The sequence below is a fragment of the Streptomyces sp. NBC_00193 genome (assembly GCF_026342735.1).
Lineage (GTDB): Bacteria > Actinomycetota > Actinomycetes > Streptomycetales > Streptomycetaceae > Streptomyces > Streptomyces stoeckheimensis.
Genome location: NZ_JAPEMM010000001.1, coordinates 2,990,295 through 3,011,297, shown reverse-complemented (window position 1 = coordinate 3,011,297; position 21,003 = coordinate 2,990,295). Strand labels below are relative to the sequence as shown.

Sequence of the window (21,003 nt, the reverse complement as noted above, 5' to 3'; positions counted from 1 at the left end):
TACCGGTTTCCCGGTACGGGGCTTTCTACAATGATTGTTCGGCGGCGTCCTACTCTCCCACAGGGTCCCCCCTGCAGTACCATCGGCGCTGAAAGGCTTAGCTTCCGGGTTCGGAATGTAAACCGGGCGTTTCCCTAACGCTATGACCACCGAAACACTATGAAGTTAACCAACCGGATATGAACACAGTTCGTTACTTCAGAACTAACACAGTGGACGCGAGCAACTGAGGACAAGCCCTCGGCCTATTAGTACCAGTCAGCTCCACCCGTTACCGGGCTTCCACATCTGGCCTATCAACCCAGTCGTCTACTGGGAGCCTTACCCTCTCAAGGAGGTGGGAATACTCATCTTGAAGCAGGCTTCCCGCTTAGATGCTTTCAGCGGTTATCCCTCCCGAACGTAGCCAACCAGCCATGCCCTTGGCAGGACAACTGGCACACCAGAGGTTCGTCCGTCCCGGTCCTCTCGTACTAGGGACAGCCCTTCTCAATATTCCTACGCGCACAGCGGATAGGGACCGAACTGTCTCACGACGTTCTAAACCCAGCTCGCGTACCGCTTTAATGGGCGAACAGCCCAACCCTTGGGACCGACTCCAGCCCCAGGATGCGACGAGCCGACATCGAGGTGCCAAACCATCCCGTCGATATGGACTCTTGGGGAAGATCAGCCTGTTATCCCCGGGGTACCTTTTATCCGTTGAGCGACGGCGCTTCCACAAGCCACCGCCGGATCACTAGTCCCGACTTTCGTCCCTGCTCGACCCGTCGGTCTCACAGTCAAGCTCCCTTGTGCACTTACACTCAACACCTGATTGCCAACCAGGCTGAGGGAACCTTTGGGCGCCTCCGTTACTTTTTGGGAGGCAACCGCCCCAGTTAAACTACCCATCAGACACTGTCCCTGATCCGGATCACGGACCGAGGTTAGACATCCAGCACGACCAGAGTGGTATTTCAACGACGACTCCACAACCACTGGCGTGGCCGCTTCAAAGTCTCCCACCTATCCTACACAAGCCGAACCGAACACCAATATCAAACTATAGTAAAGGTCCCGGGGTCTTTCCGTCCTGCTGCGCGAAACGAGCATCTTTACTCGTAGTGCAATTTCACCGGGCCTATGGTTGAGACAGTCGAGAAGTCGTTACGCCATTCGTGCAGGTCGGAACTTACCCGACAAGGAATTTCGCTACCTTAGGATGGTTATAGTTACCACCGCCGTTTACTGGCGCTTAAGTTCTCAGCTTCGCCACACCGAAATGTGACTAACCGGTCCCCTTAACGTTCCAGCACCGGGCAGGCGTCAGTCCGTATACATCGCCTTACGGCTTCGCACGGACCTGTGTTTTTAGTAAACAGTCGCTTCTCGCTGGTCTCTGCGGCCACCCCCAGCTCACGGAGTAAATCCGATCACCAGTGATGGCCCCCCTTCTCCCGAAGTTACGGGGGCATTTTGCCGAGTTCCTTAACCATAGTTCACCCGAACGCCTCGGTATTCTCTACCTGACCACCTGAGTCGGTTTAGGGTACGGGCCGCCATGAAACTCGCTAGAGGCTTTTCTCGACAGCATAGGATCATCCACTTCACCACAATCGGCTCGGCATCAGGTCTCAGCCTTATATGAGGGACGGATTTGCCTACCCCTCGGCCTACACCCTTACCCCGGGACTACCACCGCCCGGGCTGGACTACCTTCCTGCGTCACCCCATCGCTTACCTACTACAAGTCTGGTTCGCCGGCTCCACCACTTTCCTTTCCCCGAAGGGTCCGGAACGGCTTCACGGGCTTAGCATCGCCTGATTCGATATTGGGCGTTTCAAAGCGGGTACCGGAATATCAACCGGTTGTCCATCGACTACGCCTGTCGGCCTCGCCTTAGGTCCCGACTTACCCTGGGCAGATCAGCTTGACCCAGGAACCCTTAGTCAATCGGCGCACACGTTTCTCACGTGTGTATCGCTACTCATGCCTGCATTCTCACTCGTGAACCGTCCACAACTAGCTTCCGCTGCTGCTTCACCCGGCACACGACGCTCCCCTACCCATCACAGCGGGCGTTGGCCCTATTGCTGCAATGACACGACTTCGGCGGTACGCTTGAGCCCCGCTACATTGTCGGCGCGGAATCACTTGACCAGTGAGCTATTACGCACTCTTTCAAGGGTGGCTGCTTCTAAGCCAACCTCCTGGTTGTCTCTGCGACTCCACATCCTTTCCCACTTAGCGTACGCTTAGGGGCCTTAGTCGATGCTCTGGGCTGTTTCCCTCTCGACCATGGAGCTTATCCCCCACAGTCTCACTGCCACGCTCTCACTTACCGGCATTCGGAGTTTGGCTAAGGTCAGTAACCCGGTAGGGCCCATCGCCTATCCAGTGCTCTACCTCCGGCAAGAAACACGTGACGCTGCACCTAAATGCATTTCGGGGAGAACCAGCTATCACGGAGTTTGATTGGCCTTTCACCCCTAACCACAGGTCATCCCCCAGGTTTTCAACCCTGGTGGGTTCGGTCCTCCACGAAGTCTTACCTCCGCTTCAACCTGCCCATGGCTAGATCACTCCGCTTCGGGTCTAGAGCGTGCAACTCAATCGCCCTATTCGGACTCGCTTTCGCTACGGCTTCCCCACACGGGTTAACCTCGCTACACACCGCTAACTCGCAGGCTCATTCTTCAAAAGGCACGCAGTCACGACCGTTATTCCGAAGAATAACGGCGACGCTCCCACGGCTTGTAGGCACACGGTTTCAGGTACTATTTCACTCCGCTCCCGCGGTACTTTTCACCATTCCCTCACGGTACTATCCGCTATCGGTCACCAGGGAATATTTAGGCTTAGCGGGTGGTCCCGCCAGATTCACACGGGATTTCTCGGGCCCCGTGCTACTTGGGAGATTCTTAAGCAAGCCGCTGATGTTTCGTCTACGGGGGTCTTACCCTCTACGCCGGACCTTTCGCATGTCCTTCGACTACATCAACGGTTTCTGACTCGCCGACCGGCCGGCAGACCGATCAAAAGAATTCCCACAACCCCGCATGCGCAACCCCTGCCGGGTATCACACGCATACGGTTTGGCCTCATCCGGTTTCGCTCGCCACTACTCCCGGAATCACGGTTGTTTTCTCTTCCTGCGGGTACTGAGATGTTTCACTTCCCCGCGTTCCCTCCACATGCCCTATGTGTTCAGGCATGGGTGACAGCCCATGACGACTGCCGGGTTTCCCCATTCGGACACCCCCGGATCAAAGCTCAGTTGGCAGCTCCCCGGGGCCTATCGCGGCCTCTCACGTCCTTCATCGGTTCCTGGTGCCAAGGCATCCACCGTGCGCCCTTAAAAACTTGGCCTACAGATGCTCGCGTCCACTGTGTAGTTCTCAAGCAACGACCAGTCACCCATCACCCTCATCCGGAGACGAAGTTCACTGGGGCCGGCATCGCGAAGATAAAGCCTTACGGCCGTACCCTCAGATACCCAACAACGTGCCAAGCACGATCCCCGCCACTCAAACCGTTTTCCACGCCGAAGCAGTACTCACAGAAGGTTTTGGAAACCGTGCCAACTAATCAACGTTCCACCCTGAGCTGACCGTGCAGAACGTTTGTCTGCAATCGGTACTGTGCTCCTTAGAAAGGAGGTGATCCAGCCGCACCTTCCGGTACGGCTACCTTGTTACGACTTCGTCCCAATCGCCAGTCCCACCTTCGACAGCTCCCTCCCTTACGGGTTGGGCCACCGGCTTCGGGTGTTACCGACTTTCGTGACGTGACGGGCGGTGTGTACAAGGCCCGGGAACGTATTCACCGCAGCAATGCTGATCTGCGATTACTAGCAACTCCGACTTCATGGGGTCGAGTTGCAGACCCCAATCCGAACTGAGACCGGCTTTTTGAGATTCGCTCCACCTCACGGTATCGCAGCTCATTGTACCGGCCATTGTAGCACGTGTGCAGCCCAAGACATAAGGGGCATGATGACTTGACGTCGTCCCCACCTTCCTCCGAGTTGACCCCGGCGGTCTCCTGTGAGTCCCCATCACCCCGAAGGGCATGCTGGCAACACAGGACAAGGGTTGCGCTCGTTGCGGGACTTAACCCAACATCTCACGACACGAGCTGACGACAGCCATGCACCACCTGTATACCGACCACAAGGGGGGCACTATCTCTAATGCTTTCCGGTATATGTCAAGCCTTGGTAAGGTTCTTCGCGTTGCGTCGAATTAAGCCACATGCTCCGCTGCTTGTGCGGGCCCCCGTCAATTCCTTTGAGTTTTAGCCTTGCGGCCGTACTCCCCAGGCGGGGAACTTAATGCGTTAGCTGCGGCACCGACGACGTGGAATGTCGCCAACACCTAGTTCCCAACGTTTACGGCGTGGACTACCAGGGTATCTAATCCTGTTCGCTCCCCACGCTTTCGCTCCTCAGCGTCAGTAATGGCCCAGAGATCCGCCTTCGCCACCGGTGTTCCTCCTGATATCTGCGCATTTCACCGCTACACCAGGAATTCCGATCTCCCCTACCACACTCTAGCTAGCCCGTATCGAATGCAGACCCGAGGTTAAGCCTCGGGCTTTCACATCCGACGTGACAAGCCGCCTACGAGCTCTTTACGCCCAATAATTCCGGACAACGCTTGCGCCCTACGTATTACCGCGGCTGCTGGCACGTAGTTAGCCGGCGCTTCTTCTGCAGGTACCGTCACTTTCGCTTCTTCCCTGCTGAAAGAGGTTTACAACCCGAAGGCCGTCATCCCTCACGCGGCGTCGCTGCATCAGGCTTTCGCCCATTGTGCAATATTCCCCACTGCTGCCTCCCGTAGGAGTCTGGGCCGTGTCTCAGTCCCAGTGTGGCCGGTCGCCCTCTCAGGCCGGCTACCCGTCGTCGCCTTGGTGGGCCATTACCCCACCAACAAGCTGATAGGCCGCGGGCTCATCCTTCACCGCCGGAGCTTTTAACCCCCGCCCATGCAGGCAGGAGTGTTATCCGGTATTAGACCCCGTTTCCAGGGCTTGTCCCAGAGTGAAGGGCAGATTGCCCACGTGTTACTCACCCGTTCGCCACTAATCCACCCCGAAGGGCTTCATCGTTCGACTTGCATGTGTTAAGCACGCCGCCAGCGTTCGTCCTGAGCCAGGATCAAACTCTCCATGAATGTTTACCCGTAATCGGGTGCACACGCACTTAGAGCGGGACAGTCATGTCGGAATAAGACCGACCGTCCACTGCGTCCTCGCTGTGTAATTGCCTGCAAGTGTCAGGGCCGAAGCCGCGACCTCACAGGTCTTTTTCAAAGGAACCTCATCCACCGAAATGGACGGGGTATCAACTTTTTGGCGTTGATTTTTGGCACGCTGTTGAGTTCTCAAGGAACGGACGCTTCCTTTGTACTCACCCTCTCGGGCTTTCCTCCGGGCGCTTCGTTTCGTTCTTGTGTCTCCGACTCTATCAGACTCTTTCGTGTCCGATTCCCAGTCAGCGGGATTCGCTTTCCAGTTCTTCGCTTTCGCGTTTCCCTTTCCGGCGAGACCGACTCTATCAGAAGTTTTCCACCGGATTTCCCGGCTTCGGATTCCTGGATGAGGAGTCGAGGGTGCCCACTCCGAATTGCTTCTTTGGGGGCCGGCTGCCGAACTTGTCCAGTTCCAGGCAACCGTTTGACTCTACATGACACCCCCTGCGCGGTCCAAATCGACGCGACACGACCCCCCACCCTCGTGTACGGGGGCGCCGGCCCTGGACCGCCGCCGTCGCCGGGCGAGCCGTACTCCTGAACTGGTGGCACCGCGACACCGCCTGGGCGTCCCGCCCGGGCCCCCTCGAGCCAGGCGGGTGGAAGCAGCGGAGCTCGCAGGGCCGACACATGGGAGTGACAGGTCTCGACCGGGTGGGCATGATCGGTCGGCTGTCCGTCACGTCTCACCTCGGGGGTACGCCACGTCCTTCGACCGCGAACTCATCTGGTCGCTGCCCTGGACCGCCGCCGACCCCGGCCGGAACCCTTTCGACTGGGACGACGAGGAGGCGGCACAGCTGACGGCGCTCATCGTCCCGATGGTGCCTCCCGAGGCCGACCGGGCGGCTTGCCCCGACCGGATGGCGGGCTTTCGCTTCACCTACGAGGTCACCGCGCTCCTGGTGTCCCGATACGGCCGGTGGACCTGCGGTTGGGACCAGTCGGTCCACCACGGGGGTCCAGTCGAGTCCTGGTGCTGTGCCTCGGACTCGGTCGGAGAGGCCCAGGAGACCGCCGAACGCGTCGTGACCTGCCTGCTGGAGTGGCGAGACTGGCTGGAGGACGTGGCCGAGCGGTTCGAGCGCCTTGCACCGCATCCCGATGCGAGCGCCGAGGACCAGAGCTGGCACCTGGAACGCGCGGTGACCCGCCTGGTCACCGCGGTCGTGAGCAGCACCCACGCCTCGTCGTCCTGGTACGGGCTCTGCGAGACGACGCTGACCTGGTTCCTCACTTCCACCGGCATGAGCTCGGAAGAGGCACAGAAGGCGGTGGAAGTTGCGATCGGCGGCCGGTTCAAGAGCCATGTCGCGCCCGCCCCGACCCTGATCGACACCGTGGGCGAGGACCTCGCGATCCGCCTGACCGGCCGCGGGTTCTACCGTGAACGGTGACGCCCTGGCCGCGTGGTGCAAGGTCAGGGAGCAGGTCGACTGGCGCTCCGCGGCGAGCGTGGGCCCGGCTCCGGTGCGCCCGGCCGTCGACGGACTCGCCGCCTGGATCGACGGTCCGGTCCGCCTTCGCGACCCGGATCGCGCCGACCGGCTGCTCGCGGCGATGACCCTGTCCCGCGTCGCGGCCTCACGGGGAGAGCCGCTCACCCCGACCCTCCTCGCCGGCTGGCAGACGCTGGTCCTGGGTGTGAACGAGGTGGGTCTGCGCCGGAGCGACGCCTTCGCCAAGGGCGGCCGGGAACGATACGGGCTCACGCCCCACACATGGCAGGACTTCACCGCCTGCCTGCACCAGAGCGCCGACCCGTCGGTTCCCCTGACCGCCCGCGCGGCCAGGGCGTACCTCGACATCGCCTTCTTCCACCCCTACCCGGACGGCAACGCACGCCTGGCACTGCTGGTCCTCGCCCACGTCCTGGAGAGGGAAGGAGTACGCCTGGACGAAGTGGGCCCACTCCAGACCACCCGCTACGCGGACGACCCAGACGGCGCCCTCGACTTGTCCACCCTCGTCTCCGCACTACTCCGCGCCACCCACCGCCGGGCAACCACACGGTGAGCAGGCCTTCTCCAACCCCAGGTTGAGCCCGCTCCGGTGCGGAGACGACGGGCCGCTAGTCCCTGAGTGCTTGCTTCCGATCCGGTGATCTGACTGCTCTGACGGCCTCATCTGGTGAGGGTGTGGTTCCAGGTCACGGCATCACCAGCAGAGGCTGCGCAAGCGCCTCGCGGCCGTTCGGGACGGTGCCGGCGTGGTGGAGTACACCGTCTGCGGGACGCGGTGGATCGCGGGGGTGGGCCGTCGGTCCACCCCCGCGATGTACCGCTCGGGGCGGTGCAAGGTGAGGGCCTGGAGGGCCCGGAACGAATCGCTCGGCGAGCGGTCACAGTAACCGCAGGGCGAACGCCCATCCGGTCGCGCTATGCCCAACTCCGTTCAACTCCATGGGCTTTGTTGCCCTCAACGGACTGCCGGTCTGACGCTGCGAGGGCAGCGGCCTGCGTTTCGCCACGGTCTTCGGAAGCCGTGCCCGGTCCGCTCGGGGTGGTGGAAGCCCATGCCCGAAAATCACGTCGAGGTCGGAGCGTCTTCGCGGTGACCGAAGGAGCACCGTCGGCCCGACGTCCCTTTCACGGTCCACCGAATCCCGGCCCGGATCGAGCACGAGGACGAACGGTTCTCGACGATCCGCAATCCGCCCGAGGGCAAGACCCGCTGGTCAGCTGATGACTCCAGCCGCCGGGTCAGCCATCAAGCAGAGACACCGGTCTCGTCTGAGGGGAAGGCCACTGCGCCGGCCGGGCTTGGTGTTCAAGGCCATGCCCGATGACCGGGCCCGCCACGAGCTCAATCACGCTCAGGTTGAGCGGGGCCGCCAGGGCGGTCCGGGGGCTGCGGGACCGGCACCTCGGCGAGGACAAGAAGACCGTCCTCCACGAGAACGTAGCCCGCGTCCGCGCGACGCTGGACTGGATCGAGACCGCGGTCGACACACTCCGCTTCATCCTCTTCCACCAGCTGACGCCGACCAGCGAACTCTCACAAAGCCAAGTGCGGGCCGCACTCGCCACTCCGCGACATCATCGCCGCCCACAACCTGATCTGAACCAGGGCCGACGGACACCAGCTCGGAGCCGAACGAGCAGCCAAGGAAGTCCTCTTCCGCCTCCGGCTCATGCACCCCGAGATCACCATCGTCTGGGCCGACTCCGCCTACGCCGGCCAGCTCGTCACCTGGGCCAAGACCTACCTCCGCCTCACCATCAAAACGGTCAGCCGGCCGAAGGACGCCACCGGATTCGTTGTCCTGCCCCGCCGCTGGGTCGTCGAACGCACCCAGGCCTGGCTCATGCACGCCCACCGTCACGCCAGAGACTACGAACGGCTCGTCCAGCACTCCGAAGCCCCCATCACATGAGCTGCGATCACGTTGATGACACGGAGAATCAGCCGCTCAACATCCGGCCCCGTCCTGCCTCAGGCAGCTTGACGACAGGACTCATGCTTACAGCCCGGCCTGAGCGAGCAAGGACTCTGCCTGTTGCCGCGTGAGATTCGGCGGGGCCGGTGCGGCTGGAGGACACGTGTGCGTGCCGCGACTGAACGACAGCATCCACACACTGGCTTCCGATTCCGCGGCCAGGAGGGCCAGCAATTCCGCCGGCAGATGCTCGTTCATCGCAAGGAACGATCGCACGGAAGGGTCCGGGTCGGCCGCCAGCCGGGCGAGCAGCCCCAGCGGCACGTCTCTGACGCTCGCCGCGACCGCACACCGAACGGCCTGCTCCGGATCCTCCGCGAAGCGGGCCCTGAGCCGAGAGGGCACGGAGGTGTTCGCGGTGAGAGTTCGTACGGAGCCGAGCTCGATGATCTCCGCTATCAGTTCATCAGTCAGGTCCCGACGCTCCACACCAGGTCGGCGGACAGGTCCTCTTGGGCTGCTAGAGCACTGAGTTCAGCATCCAGCTCCATGGAACGCACGGTAAGCCTCGGCCTGGAAGAGGACGCCCCAAACCGATCTGCTGGGATGCGGTGGGCGGTGGGCTCGAATTCGGATGCGGGCGGGGCACTGCTCTGCGATAGTCCCGCGCTGTGAACAGTGCTGAGCTTGCCTTGCGACGTGCGGTCGACTCTGATGCGGCCGGCATGGCCGACACCTGGCTGCGTTCCTTCAGAACCGCGCTGCCGACCGTGCGTCTTGCGCACAGCGACGACGCGGTGCGGGAGTGGTTCTCCTGCGTGGTCGTGCCGCAGTACGAGACCTGGGTAGCCGAGGCCGACGGCTTCGTGGTGGGGCTCCTCGTCCTCGACGGCGAGGAACTGGAACAGCTCTACCTGGATCCGCCGTGGCGGGGAACGGGCCTCGGCGACCGGTTCATGGCCCTGGCCAAGGAGAAGCGGCCGGACGGACTCAGCCTGTGGACGTTCCAAGTCAACGGGCCGGCACATCGCTTCTACGAGCGGCACGGCTTCATCGCGGTCGAACGTACCGACGGAATCCGCAATGAGGAGCGTGAGCCGGACGTCCGCTACGTATGGCAGCCCGAGAGGACGTAGCACGTAGCCGTCGGGGCGGGCCGGCCGTGGAGGCCGAGTTCGAGAAAGCCCTGTAAACGCAGAAAAGCCCCGTACCGGTTTCCCGGTACGGGGCTTTCTACAATGATTGTTCGGCGGCGTCCTACTCTCCCACAGGGTCCCCCCTGCAGTACCATCGGCGCTGAAAGGCTTAGCTTCCGGGTTCGGAATGTAAACCGGGCGTTTCCCTAACGCTATGACCACCGAAACACTATGAAGTTAACCAACCGGATATGAACACAGTTCGTTACTTCAGAACTAACACAGTGGACGCGAGCAACTGAGGACAAGCCCTCGGCCTATTAGTACCAGTCAGCTCCACCCGTTACCGGGCTTCCACATCTGGCCTATCAACCCAGTCGTCTACTGGGAGCCTTACCCTCTCAAGGAGGTGGGAATACTCATCTTGAAGCAGGCTTCCCGCTTAGATGCTTTCAGCGGTTATCCCTCCCGAACGTAGCCAACCAGCCATGCCCTTGGCAGGACAACTGGCACACCAGAGGTTCGTCCGTCCCGGTCCTCTCGTACTAGGGACAGCCCTTCTCAATATTCCTACGCGCACAGCGGATAGGGACCGAACTGTCTCACGACGTTCTAAACCCAGCTCGCGTACCGCTTTAATGGGCGAACAGCCCAACCCTTGGGACCGACTCCAGCCCCAGGATGCGACGAGCCGACATCGAGGTGCCAAACCATCCCGTCGATATGGACTCTTGGGGAAGATCAGCCTGTTATCCCCGGGGTACCTTTTATCCGTTGAGCGACGGCGCTTCCACAAGCCACCGCCGGATCACTAGTCCCGACTTTCGTCCCTGCTCGACCCGTCGGTCTCACAGTCAAGCTCCCTTGTGCACTTACACTCAACACCTGATTGCCAACCAGGCTGAGGGAACCTTTGGGCGCCTCCGTTACTTTTTGGGAGGCAACCGCCCCAGTTAAACTACCCATCAGACACTGTCCCTGATCCGGATCACGGACCGAGGTTAGACATCCAGCACGACCAGAGTGGTATTTCAACGACGACTCCACAACCACTGGCGTGGCCGCTTCAAAGTCTCCCACCTATCCTACACAAGCCGAACCGAACACCAATATCAAACTATAGTAAAGGTCCCGGGGTCTTTCCGTCCTGCTGCGCGAAACGAGCATCTTTACTCGTAGTGCAATTTCACCGGGCCTATGGTTGAGACAGTCGAGAAGTCGTTACGCCATTCGTGCAGGTCGGAACTTACCCGACAAGGAATTTCGCTACCTTAGGATGGTTATAGTTACCACCGCCGTTTACTGGCGCTTAAGTTCTCAGCTTCGCCACACCGAAATGTGACTAACCGGTCCCCTTAACGTTCCAGCACCGGGCAGGCGTCAGTCCGTATACATCGCCTTACGGCTTCGCACGGACCTGTGTTTTTAGTAAACAGTCGCTTCTCGCTGGTCTCTGCGGCCACCCCCAGCTCACGGAGTAAATCCGATCACCAGTGATGGCCCCCCTTCTCCCGAAGTTACGGGGGCATTTTGCCGAGTTCCTTAACCATAGTTCACCCGAACGCCTCGGTATTCTCTACCTGACCACCTGAGTCGGTTTAGGGTACGGGCCGCCATGAAACTCGCTAGAGGCTTTTCTCGACAGCATAGGATCATCCACTTCACCACAATCGGCTCGGCATCAGGTCTCAGCCTTATATGAGGGACGGATTTGCCTACCCCTCGGCCTACACCCTTACCCCGGGACTACCACCGCCCGGGCTGGACTACCTTCCTGCGTCACCCCATCGCTTACCTACTACAAGTCTGGTTCGCCGGCTCCACCACTTTCCTTTCCCCGAAGGGTCCGGAACGGCTTCACGGGCTTAGCATCGCCTGATTCGATATTGGGCGTTTCAAAGCGGGTACCGGAATATCAACCGGTTGTCCATCGACTACGCCTGTCGGCCTCGCCTTAGGTCCCGACTTACCCTGGGCAGATCAGCTTGACCCAGGAACCCTTAGTCAATCGGCGCACACGTTTCTCACGTGTGTATCGCTACTCATGCCTGCATTCTCACTCGTGAACCGTCCACAACTAGCTTCCGCTGCTGCTTCACCCGGCACACGACGCTCCCCTACCCATCACAGCGGGCGTTGGCCCTATTGCTGCAATGACACGACTTCGGCGGTACGCTTGAGCCCCGCTACATTGTCGGCGCGGAATCACTTGACCAGTGAGCTATTACGCACTCTTTCAAGGGTGGCTGCTTCTAAGCCAACCTCCTGGTTGTCTCTGCGACTCCACATCCTTTCCCACTTAGCGTACGCTTAGGGGCCTTAGTCGATGCTCTGGGCTGTTTCCCTCTCGACCATGGAGCTTATCCCCCACAGTCTCACTGCCACGCTCTCACTTACCGGCATTCGGAGTTTGGCTAAGGTCAGTAACCCGGTAGGGCCCATCGCCTATCCAGTGCTCTACCTCCGGCAAGAAACACGTGACGCTGCACCTAAATGCATTTCGGGGAGAACCAGCTATCACGGAGTTTGATTGGCCTTTCACCCCTAACCACAGGTCATCCCCCAGGTTTTCAACCCTGGTGGGTTCGGTCCTCCACGAAGTCTTACCTCCGCTTCAACCTGCCCATGGCTAGATCACTCCGCTTCGGGTCTAGAGCGTGCAACTCAATCGCCCTATTCGGACTCGCTTTCGCTACGGCTTCCCCACACGGGTTAACCTCGCTACACACCGCTAACTCGCAGGCTCATTCTTCAAAAGGCACGCAGTCACGACTGTATGTGCAAGCACATACAGCGACGCTCCCACGGCTTGTAGGCACACGGTTTCAGGTACTATTTCACTCCGCTCCCGCGGTACTTTTCACCATTCCCTCACGGTACTATCCGCTATCGGTCACCAGGGAATATTTAGGCTTAGCGGGTGGTCCCGCCAGATTCACACGGGATTTCTCGGGCCCCGTGCTACTTGGGAGATTCTTAAGCAAGCCGCTGATGTTTCGTCTACGGGGGTCTTACCCTCTACGCCGGACCTTTCGCATGTCCTTCGACTACATCAACGGTTTCTGACTCGCCGACCGGCCGGCAGACCGATCAAAAGAATTCCCACAACCCCGCATGCGCAACCCCTGCCGGGTATCACACGCATACGGTTTGGCCTCATCCGGTTTCGCTCGCCACTACTCCCGGAATCACGGTTGTTTTCTCTTCCTGCGGGTACTGAGATGTTTCACTTCCCCGCGTTCCCTCCACATGCCCTATGTGTTCAGGCATGGGTGACAGCCCATGACGACTGCCGGGTTTCCCCATTCGGACACCCCCGGATCAAAGCTCAGTTGGCAGCTCCCCGGGGCCTATCGCGGCCTCTCACGTCCTTCATCGGTTCCTGGTGCCAAGGCATCCACCGTGCGCCCTTAAAAACTTGGCCTACAGATGCTCGCGTCCACTGTGTAGTTCTCAAGCAACGACCAGTCACCCATCACCCTCGTCCGGAGACGAAGTTCACTGGGGCCGGCATCGCGAAGATAAAGCCTTACGGCCGTACCCTCAGATACCCAACAACGTGCCAAGCACCAGACCTCTTCCGAATCCTCTTTCCACGCCGAAGCAGTACTTGAGAATCATCAGATCATCTGGTGCCAACTAATCAACGTTCCACCCTGAGCTGACCGTGCAGAACGTTTGTCTGCAATCGGTACTGTGCTCCTTAGAAAGGAGGTGATCCAGCCGCACCTTCCGGTACGGCTACCTTGTTACGACTTCGTCCCAATCGCCAGTCCCACCTTCGACAGCTCCCTCCCTTACGGGTTGGGCCACCGGCTTCGGGTGTTACCGACTTTCGTGACGTGACGGGCGGTGTGTACAAGGCCCGGGAACGTATTCACCGCAGCAATGCTGATCTGCGATTACTAGCAACTCCGACTTCATGGGGTCGAGTTGCAGACCCCAATCCGAACTGAGACCGGCTTTTTGAGATTCGCTCCACCTCACGGTATCGCAGCTCATTGTACCGGCCATTGTAGCACGTGTGCAGCCCAAGACATAAGGGGCATGATGACTTGACGTCGTCCCCACCTTCCTCCGAGTTGACCCCGGCGGTCTCCTGTGAGTCCCCATCACCCCGAAGGGCATGCTGGCAACACAGGACAAGGGTTGCGCTCGTTGCGGGACTTAACCCAACATCTCACGACACGAGCTGACGACAGCCATGCACCACCTGTATACCGACCACAAGGGGGGCACTATCTCTAATGCTTTCCGGTATATGTCAAGCCTTGGTAAGGTTCTTCGCGTTGCGTCGAATTAAGCCACATGCTCCGCTGCTTGTGCGGGCCCCCGTCAATTCCTTTGAGTTTTAGCCTTGCGGCCGTACTCCCCAGGCGGGGAACTTAATGCGTTAGCTGCGGCACCGACGACGTGGAATGTCGCCAACACCTAGTTCCCAACGTTTACGGCGTGGACTACCAGGGTATCTAATCCTGTTCGCTCCCCACGCTTTCGCTCCTCAGCGTCAGTAATGGCCCAGAGATCCGCCTTCGCCACCGGTGTTCCTCCTGATATCTGCGCATTTCACCGCTACACCAGGAATTCCGATCTCCCCTACCACACTCTAGCTAGCCCGTATCGAATGCAGACCCGAGGTTAAGCCTCGGGCTTTCACATCCGACGTGACAAGCCGCCTACGAGCTCTTTACGCCCAATAATTCCGGACAACGCTTGCGCCCTACGTATTACCGCGGCTGCTGGCACGTAGTTAGCCGGCGCTTCTTCTGCAGGTACCGTCACTTTCGCTTCTTCCCTGCTGAAAGAGGTTTACAACCCGAAGGCCGTCATCCCTCACGCGGCGTCGCTGCATCAGGCTTTCGCCCATTGTGCAATATTCCCCACTGCTGCCTCCCGTAGGAGTCTGGGCCGTGTCTCAGTCCCAGTGTGGCCGGTCGCCCTCTCAGGCCGGCTACCCGTCGTCGCCTTGGTGGGCCATTACCCCACCAACAAGCTGATAGGCCGCGGGCTCATCCTTCACCGCCGGAGCTTTTAACCCCCGCCCATGCAGGCAGGAGTGTTATCCGGTATTAGACCCCGTTTCCAGGGCTTGTCCCAGAGTGAAGGGCAGATTGCCCACGTGTTACTCACCCGTTCGCCACTAATCCACCCCGAAGGGCTTCATCGTTCGACTTGCATGTGTTAAGCACGCCGCCAGCGTTCGTCCTGAGCCAGGATCAAACTCTCCATGAATGTTTACCCGTAATCGGGTGCACACGCACTTAGAGCGGGACAGTCATGTCGGAATAAGACCGACCGTCCACTGCGTCCTCGCTGTGTAATTGCCTGCAAGTGTCAGGGCCGAAGCCGCGACCTCACAGGTCTTTTTCAAAGGAACCTCATCCACCGAAATGGACGGGGTATCAACTTTTTGGCGTTGATTTTTGGCACGCTGTTGAGTTCTCAAGGAACGGACGCTTCCTTTGTACTCACCCTCTCGGGCTTTCCTCCGGGCGCTTCGTTTCGTTCTTGTGTCTCCGACTCTATCAGACTCTTTCGGGCCTGACTCCCAGTCAGCGGGTTTTGTCTTCCGGGCTGTTGGGCCCTTCCGACTCCCGAACTCTAGTGGATTTCCCGGGCGATTCATAATCGACCTTCAGGAATGAATTCGGGCATGCCGAATGCGTTCCCAGTGGGAGATCTTGCTGAGTTGGGTGCCGCAACGAGGCGGCGGGATTCGTTGTCTCAGAAACCTTTCGGCTCAGGGACAACTCGAAGAACCTTACGGATCCGTGGAGTCCGTGTCAACCCGGGCAGCTGGGCCGGGTGAGTGGGCGGTCAGTGCGGGGACTGGAGGTCCTCGACGCGGGCCAGGAGGCGGGTGAGCATGTCGCCCAGTACGCCCCGCTCCGCCGTGGAGAGGTCCTGGAGCAGGTCCTCCTCGAAGACCGTCGCCGCGCGCATCGCGTCCAGCCACTTGCTGCGGCCCTCCGCGGTGAGCTCCACGATCACGCGGACGCGGTTGTTCTCGTCCCGCTCGCGCGTGACCAGTCCTTCCGCCGTCATGCGGTCGATCCGGTGGGTCATCGCCGCCGGCGTGAGGCCCAGCTGCTTCGCGAGCTCGCTCGGACCCATCCGGTACGGGGCTCCGGAGAGGACGAGGGCCTTGAGGACCTCCCACTCCGCGTTGCTGATGCCCAGGGCCGCCGTCTGGCGGCCGTACGCGACGTTCATGCGGCGGTTCAGGCGGCTGAGGGCCGAGACGACCTTCTCGACCTGGGGGTCGAGGTCCTGGAACTCGCGCTGATAGACGGCGATCTGTTCGTCGAGGCTCGGCTCGTGGACGGGCGCAGTGCCGTCGGGGGTGTCACCCATGGTCCGAAGTATCGCACGGGGGTCGTTGGCATCTAACTCCTTCGGTGTGTAGTGTTAAGCATCGAACTTTAGGTATGAAGTCTTCAAGCTTCAGCAATCAAGGTGGTGAGAAGTGACCAAGGTGATGGGCGCTGCGATGCGGAGGATCCAGGCCGGGAACGCGTTGACCGCGTTCGGTATCGGCTTCACGGTTCCGTTCCTCTACGTCTACGCGGCGAAGGTGCGAGAACTGGACCCCATGTGGGCGACGGGGACGTTCATGGCGTTCGCCCTCGGTGCGCTCCTCGCGCTGCCCTTCACCGGGCGGGTGATCGACCGGCGCGGTCCGGTCCCCGTCGTCATCGGTGCGGCCGTCGTCGCCTCCTTCGGCGCGCTGTCGCTCGGGCTCTCCACCGGCGTGGTCGCGATCCTGCTGTCCGCGCTCGCGCTGGGTGCCGGCCAGGCCGTCATGCAGCCCGCGCTGGCCACGATGATCGTGCGCTGCTCCACCCCCTCCACCCGGACCCGCGCCTTCGCCCTCCAGTTCTTCATGCAGAACCTGGGTCTGGGCATCGGCGGTCTGATCGGCGGGCTCATCGTCGACGAGAGCCGTCCGGGCAGCTTCACGCTGCTCTTCGGCATCGAGGCCGTGATGTTCCTGGTGCTGGCCGGGGTCATCGCCACCGTGCGGATGCCGCAGGTGCCGGCCATCAGCACCGCGCTGGCCAAGGACGCGGCCCAGGCGGGCGGCGGCTGGAAGCGGCTGATGCAGCACAAGGCGATGGTGCAGTTCTGCGTTCTCGGGTTCGTCCTGTTCTTCGCTTGCTACGGGCAGTTCGAGTCGGGTCTGGCCGCCTTCGGTACCGAGGCCGCCGGGATCTCCCCCTCCACGCTCGGGTTCGCGCTCGCCGCCAACACCGGTGCGATCGTGCTCGCGCAGTTCGTCGTGCTGCGGCTGGTGGAGAACCACCGCCGGTCCCGGGTGATCGCGCTCGTCGGTCTGCTCTGGACCGTGGCGTGGATCATCGCCGCCTTCTCCGGGCTGGGGCACGGCAGCGCGGTCGTGGCCGCCGCCGCGTTCGTGACCACGTACGCCCTCTTCGGCATCGGGGAGGCCATGCTGTCGCCGACGCTCGCGCCGCTGGTGGCCGATCTGGCGCCCGAGGGGTCCGTGGGTCAGTACAACTCGGCCTTCGCGCTGGTCAAGCAGCTGGCTCTGGCGCTCGGGCCGCTCGGTGTGCCGCTGGCCGCGGGGGTGCCGATGCTCTACATCGGGATCTTCGTCCTCGTCTCGCTCGGCATCGCCGGGCTGGCGCTGCGGCTCGGCAAGCAGCTGACGCCGGTGCAGGACAACCCGTCGCTGGCCGGGAGCACCGTCGTGGTGAAGCGGGTGAAGGAAGCCGAGCCCGTGGCCGCGTAGGGAGTAGTAGGTGGGACGGAGAAGGCCCCGGTCGGTGGACCGGGGCCTTCGTCGTGTTCGCTCTGTTCGCTACGGGGCCTTGTCGGGGAGGGCGAACTCGCACCAGACGGCCTTGCCGCCGCCCGGCGTGCGGCGGGAGCCCCAGGCCGAGGCGATGGTGGCCACGATGGAGATGCCGCGGCCGGTCTCGTCGGCCGGTTCTGCCCGGCGGCGGCGCGGGAGGTGGTCGTCCCCGTCGGTGACCTCGATGATCAGCCGCCGGTCGGTGCGGCGCAGGCGCAGGCGCATGGGCGGGGTGCCGTGCTGGAGGGAGTTCGCGACGAGTTCGCTGGCGGCGAGGACGCCCAGGTCGCAGAGCTCCACGGGGAAGCGCCAGGAGGCCAGGACTCCCTGGGCGAAGGCGCGGGCGCGCGGGGCGGCCTCGATGCCGCCGAGGAGTTCCAGGGCCGCGTTGTGGAAGAGCTCGGCGTCGGCGCCGGTGCGGGCGGGCTGCTGGAGGACCATCACGGCCACGTCGTCGTCGTGATCGGCATCGACCCCGAGGGCGCGCATCAGGCGGTCGCAGATGACCGCGGGGGTGCCCTGGGCGCCGGAGAGGGCGCGTTCCAGGGCGGCGACGCCCTCGTCGATGTCCTCGCCGCGGCGCTCGACCAGACCGTCGGTGTAGAGGACGGCGGTGGAGCCGGGGCCCAGCGCGATGGTGCCCGAGGTGTGCAGCCAGCCGCCGGTGCCGAGCGGCGGGCCGGTGGGGTCGGCGGCGCGGCGGACCGTGCCGTCCTCGTCGCGGACGAGGATCGGGAGGTGGCCGGCGGAGGCGTACGCGAGGAGGCCCTCGTTGGGGTCGTGGACGGCGTAGACGCAGGTGGCGATCTGGCTGGCGTCGATCTCGGCGGCGAGGCCGTCGAGGAGCTGGAGGACCTCGTGCGGGGGCAGGTCGAGGCGGGCGTACGCGCGGACGGCGGTGCGGAGCTGGCCCATGACGGCGGCGGCGCGGACGCCCCGGCCCATGACGTCGCCGATGACGAGGGCCGTGCGGCCGGCGCCGAGGGTGATGACGTCGTACCAGTCTCCGCCGACGGCGGCTTCGGTGCCGCCGGGCTGGTAGGTGGCGGCGACGCGCAGGTCGTCGGGCTGTTCGAGCTCCTGGGGCAGGAGGGAGCGCTGGAGGGTGACGGCGGCCTCGCGCTGGCGGCGCTCGCTGGCGCGCAGCCGCTCGACGGCCTCGGCGTGGTCGGTGACGTCGGCGAGGTGGATCAGGACGCCGGTGCCGGTGTGGGCTTCCGGCTCGTTCTCGATGCCGGTGACCGAGCCCGTGCCGCTGCCGGCGTTGGCGTGCGCGTGGGCGGTGGACCCGTCGGCGTCGGCCTTGGTCTTGGGGAACTCGATCGGGGTGCAGGTGACCGTGTACGAGCTGGTGCCGCCGGGCGCGGTGCGGTTCTTGGCGGTACGGGGCTTGCCGCTGCGCTGGACCTGGTCGAGGAGCGGGAGCAGGCCGAGCTCGCCGAGCTCGGGGAGGGCCAGGTGCGCGGGGGCGCCGGGGGCGCGGGCGCCGAAGCCGGCGGTGTAGGCGTCGTTGACGTAGGCGACGCGGTGATCGGGGCCGTGCACGAGGGCGACGAGGGCCGGGAGGCGGTCGAGGACGTCGCGTACGGAGAGCTCGTCGAGGGAGGGTGCGGGGGTCCCCGTACCCTCCGCGGTGGCCGGGGCGGACCCGGTGCCGGGGGTGGAACCGGTGCCGCGGACCGTGGGGTCCGCGGGGCAGCCGTCCGGGCCGGCCGTGGAATGGCCGGCCGCGCCGCGGGCGGCCGGGACCGAGCCCTCGCCCCGTTTGGCCTGGGCGGCTGCGTGTTCGGACCGGGCCGCGGCGCGGCGCTGCGTTCCGGGAAACCGGGCGCTCCAGCGCGTGAAGTTCACTGCTTTCAAGCCTCGTGGTGTCGCTCGTGGTCGCTGTGTCACTCGGTGGCAATCGGGTGGCACTCGGATGTCACGCTGATGTCACTCTGTGCAGGTGTGAGCCCACCTATGGTCACACGTCCAGTGTGGCCGACGGGACTGACAGCATCAGCCTTCGGTCTTCTTCGGAGGGTCCTTGGGGCCTCCGCCCGCCGCGAGTTCGAATTCTGCTCTGGGGTGTTCGAGGGATCCCAGCGAGACGATCTCACGTTTGAAGAGGCCGGAGAGCGTCCACTCGGCGAGCACGCGCGTCTTGCGGTTCAGGGTCGGGACGCGGCTGAGGTGGTAGGCGCGGTGCATGAGCCAGGCCGGGTAGCCCTTGAGCTTGCGGCCGTAGATGTGGGCGACGCCCTTGTGGAGTCCGAGGGAGGCCACGGAACCCGCGTACTTGTGGGCGTACTCGGTGAGGAGTCCGCCGCGCAGGGACGAGACGAGGTTGTCGGCGAGGACCTTGGCCTGGCGGACGGCGTGCTGGGCGTTGGGGGCGCAGGCGACGCCCTTCTCCGGGGCGGTGATGTCGGGGACGGAGGCGGCGTCCCCGGCGGCCCAGGCGTGCTCGACGCCTTCGACGGTGAGGAAGGAGGTGCAGGCGAGCCGGCCGCGGTCGGTCTTGGGCAGGTCGCTGGCGGCGAGGATCGGGTGCGGTTTGACGCCGGCGGTCCATACGACGGTGCGGGTGGGGAAGCGGGCGCCGTCGCTGAGGACGGCGATCCGGTTCTCGCAGGACTCGAGCCGGGTCTCCAGGCGCAGGTCGATGCCGCGGCGGCGCAGTTCGCGGATCGTGTACGTGCCCATTTCGGGGCCGACCTCGGGGAGGATGCGGTCGCTGGCCTCGACCAGCACCCACTTCATGTCCTCGGGCTTGACGTTGTGGTAGTAGCGGGCGGCGTAGCGGGCCATGTCCTCCAGCTCGCCGAGTGCCTCGACGCCGGCGTAGCCGCCGCCGACGAAGACGAAGGTGAGGGCGGCGTCGCGCAGGGCGGGATCGCGGGTGGAGGAGGCGATGTCCATCTGCTCGATGACGTGATTGCGCAGGCCGATGGCCTCTTCCACGGTCTTGAATCCGATGGCGTATTCGGCGAGTCCCGGAATGGGGAGCGTGCGGGAGACGGAGCCGGGGGCCAGGACCAGTTCGTCGTACTCGATCTCCACGGGGCCTTCGCCCTCCTCGTCGGTGGCGAGGGTGGTGACGGTCGCGGTCCGGGCGGCGTGGTCGATGTGCCGGGCCTCGCCGATGACGATGCGGCATTTCGGCAGGACGCGGCGCAGCGGGACCACGACGTGGCGCGGGGAAATGGAGCCGGCGGCCGCTTCGGGGAGGAAGGGCTGGTACGTCATGTAGGGCTCGGGGGTGACCACCGTGACCTCGGCCTCGTCGGTTCTCAGCTTTCGCTGGAGCCTGAGTGCCGTGTACATGCCTACGTAGCCGCCGCCGACGATGAGGATCCGCGTACGGGGCGGGGTACCGGGGGCCGTGCCCCGGGAGTTAGCAGCCTTCACCGTCCCATGACGCAACGTGGCCGGGAGTTTGTCCACAGGCCCGA

General features: G+C 62.9%; 9 protein-coding genes, 6 rRNA genes and 2 pseudogenes. 7 read left to right on the top strand and 10 right to left on the bottom strand.

Annotated elements, in window-relative coordinates:
- Positions 1-36: 36 nt before the first annotated feature.
- From rrf (OG898_RS13315) to OG898_RS13305, 3 genes are all read right to left on the bottom strand, one after another.
- Positions 37-154 (bottom strand): 5S ribosomal RNA (rrf, locus tag OG898_RS13315).
- A 74-nt stretch (positions 155-228) separates the two neighbouring features.
- Positions 229-3,352: ribosomal RNA gene (locus OG898_RS13310) — 23S ribosomal RNA — on the bottom strand.
- A gap of 283 nt (positions 3,353-3,635) precedes the next feature.
- Positions 3,636-5,160 (bottom strand): 16S ribosomal RNA (locus tag OG898_RS13305).
- The 16S, 23S and 5S rRNA genes sit together here, the layout of an rRNA operon.
- Before the next feature lie 899 nt (positions 5,161-6,059).
- On the opposite strand from OG898_RS13305, the gene OG898_RS13300 reads away from it, so the two are divergent.
- The 5 genes and pseudogenes from OG898_RS13300 to OG898_RS13285 form a co-directional block, all read left to right on the top strand.
- A complete protein-coding gene (locus tag OG898_RS13300; protein WP_266956942.1) occupies positions 6,060-6,635 on the top strand; it encodes a hypothetical protein in 576 nt (191 codons plus the stop codon).
- Positions 6,625-7,254 (top strand): Fic family protein, encoded by a 630-nt coding sequence (locus OG898_RS13295; RefSeq protein ID WP_266956940.1) that lies wholly within the window; start codon positions 6,625-6,627, stop codon positions 7,252-7,254. Before OG898_RS13300 ends, OG898_RS13295 begins: the two co-directional genes overlap by 11 nt.
- 586 nt (positions 7,255-7,840) lie before the next feature.
- Positions 7,841-8,026 (top strand): DUF6192 family protein, encoded by a 186-nt coding sequence (locus OG898_RS36250; RefSeq protein WP_323184901.1) that lies wholly within the window; start codon positions 7,841-7,843, stop codon positions 8,024-8,026.
- Positions 8,016-8,145 (top strand): annotated as a pseudogene (locus tag OG898_RS36245) (hypothetical protein); the annotation flags it as partial. The gene OG898_RS36250 and the pseudogene OG898_RS36245, both read left to right, overlap by 11 nt.
- Before the next feature lie 196 nt (positions 8,146-8,341).
- Positions 8,342-8,611, top strand: a pseudogene (locus OG898_RS13285) (transposase); the annotation flags it as partial.
- A 90-nt stretch (positions 8,612-8,701) separates the two neighbouring features.
- On the opposite strand, the gene OG898_RS13280 reads toward OG898_RS13285, so the two are convergent.
- A complete protein-coding gene (locus OG898_RS13280) occupies positions 8,702-8,941 on the bottom strand; it encodes a hypothetical protein (protein ID WP_266960490.1) in 240 nt (79 codons plus the stop codon).
- Between the two features lie 401 nt (positions 8,942-9,342).
- Between OG898_RS13280 and OG898_RS13275 the strand changes: the two genes are divergently transcribed.
- Entirely contained in the window at positions 9,343-9,753 is a 411-nt protein-coding gene (locus tag OG898_RS13275; protein ID WP_266956938.1) for a GNAT family N-acetyltransferase, read from the top strand.
- A 108-nt stretch (positions 9,754-9,861) separates the two neighbouring features.
- Here the strand turns inward: OG898_RS13275 and rrf (OG898_RS13270) are convergent.
- The 4 genes from rrf (OG898_RS13270) to OG898_RS13255 form a co-directional block, all read right to left on the bottom strand.
- Positions 9,862-9,979: ribosomal RNA gene (rrf, locus tag OG898_RS13270) — 5S ribosomal RNA — on the bottom strand.
- 74 nt (positions 9,980-10,053) lie between these two features.
- Positions 10,054-13,177 (bottom strand): 23S ribosomal RNA (locus OG898_RS13265).
- A 283-nt stretch (positions 13,178-13,460) separates the two neighbouring features.
- Positions 13,461-14,985: ribosomal RNA gene (locus OG898_RS13260) — 16S ribosomal RNA — on the bottom strand.
- A gap of 585 nt (positions 14,986-15,570) precedes the next feature.
- A complete protein-coding gene (locus OG898_RS13255) occupies positions 15,571-16,107 on the bottom strand; it encodes a MarR family winged helix-turn-helix transcriptional regulator (RefSeq protein WP_266956936.1) in 537 nt (178 codons plus the stop codon).
- A 112-nt stretch (positions 16,108-16,219) separates the two neighbouring features.
- Here OG898_RS13255 and OG898_RS13250 point away from each other — a divergent pair, with 112 nt between their 5' ends.
- The gene (locus OG898_RS13250; protein WP_266956934.1) at positions 16,220-17,506 is read left to right on the top strand and encodes an MFS transporter; all 1,287 of its coding nucleotides are present in this window, start codon (positions 16,220-16,222) and stop codon (positions 17,504-17,506) included.
- A gap of 69 nt (positions 17,507-17,575) precedes the next feature.
- On the opposite strand, the gene OG898_RS13245 is transcribed toward OG898_RS13250, so the two are convergent.
- Positions 17,576-19,420, bottom strand: coding sequence for an ATP-binding SpoIIE family protein phosphatase (locus OG898_RS13245; RefSeq protein ID WP_266956932.1), 1,845 nt, complete (start codon positions 19,418-19,420; stop codon positions 17,576-17,578).
- Positions 19,421-19,567: 147 nt separating this feature from the next.
- The gene (locus OG898_RS13240; RefSeq protein WP_266956930.1) at positions 19,568-20,959 is read right to left on the bottom strand and encodes an NAD(P)/FAD-dependent oxidoreductase; all 1,392 of its coding nucleotides are present in this window, start codon (positions 20,957-20,959) and stop codon (positions 19,568-19,570) included.
- Positions 20,960-21,003 lie beyond the last annotated feature (44 nt).

What these genes read in the sequence shown, in the direction of transcription:
- OG898_RS13275 (WP_266956938.1), top strand. Translation starts at nt 9,343, where the DNA reads ATGGCCGACACCTGGCTGCGTTCCTTCAGAACCGCGCTGCCGACCGTG.
- OG898_RS13300 (WP_266956942.1), top strand. Translation starts at nt 6,060, where the DNA reads ATGGTGCCTCCCGAGGCCGACCGGGCGGCTTGCCCCGACCGGATGGCG.
- OG898_RS13255 (WP_266956936.1), bottom strand. Translation starts at nt 16,107, where the DNA reads ATGGGTGACACCCCCGACGGCACTGCGCCCGTCCACGAGCCGAGCCTC.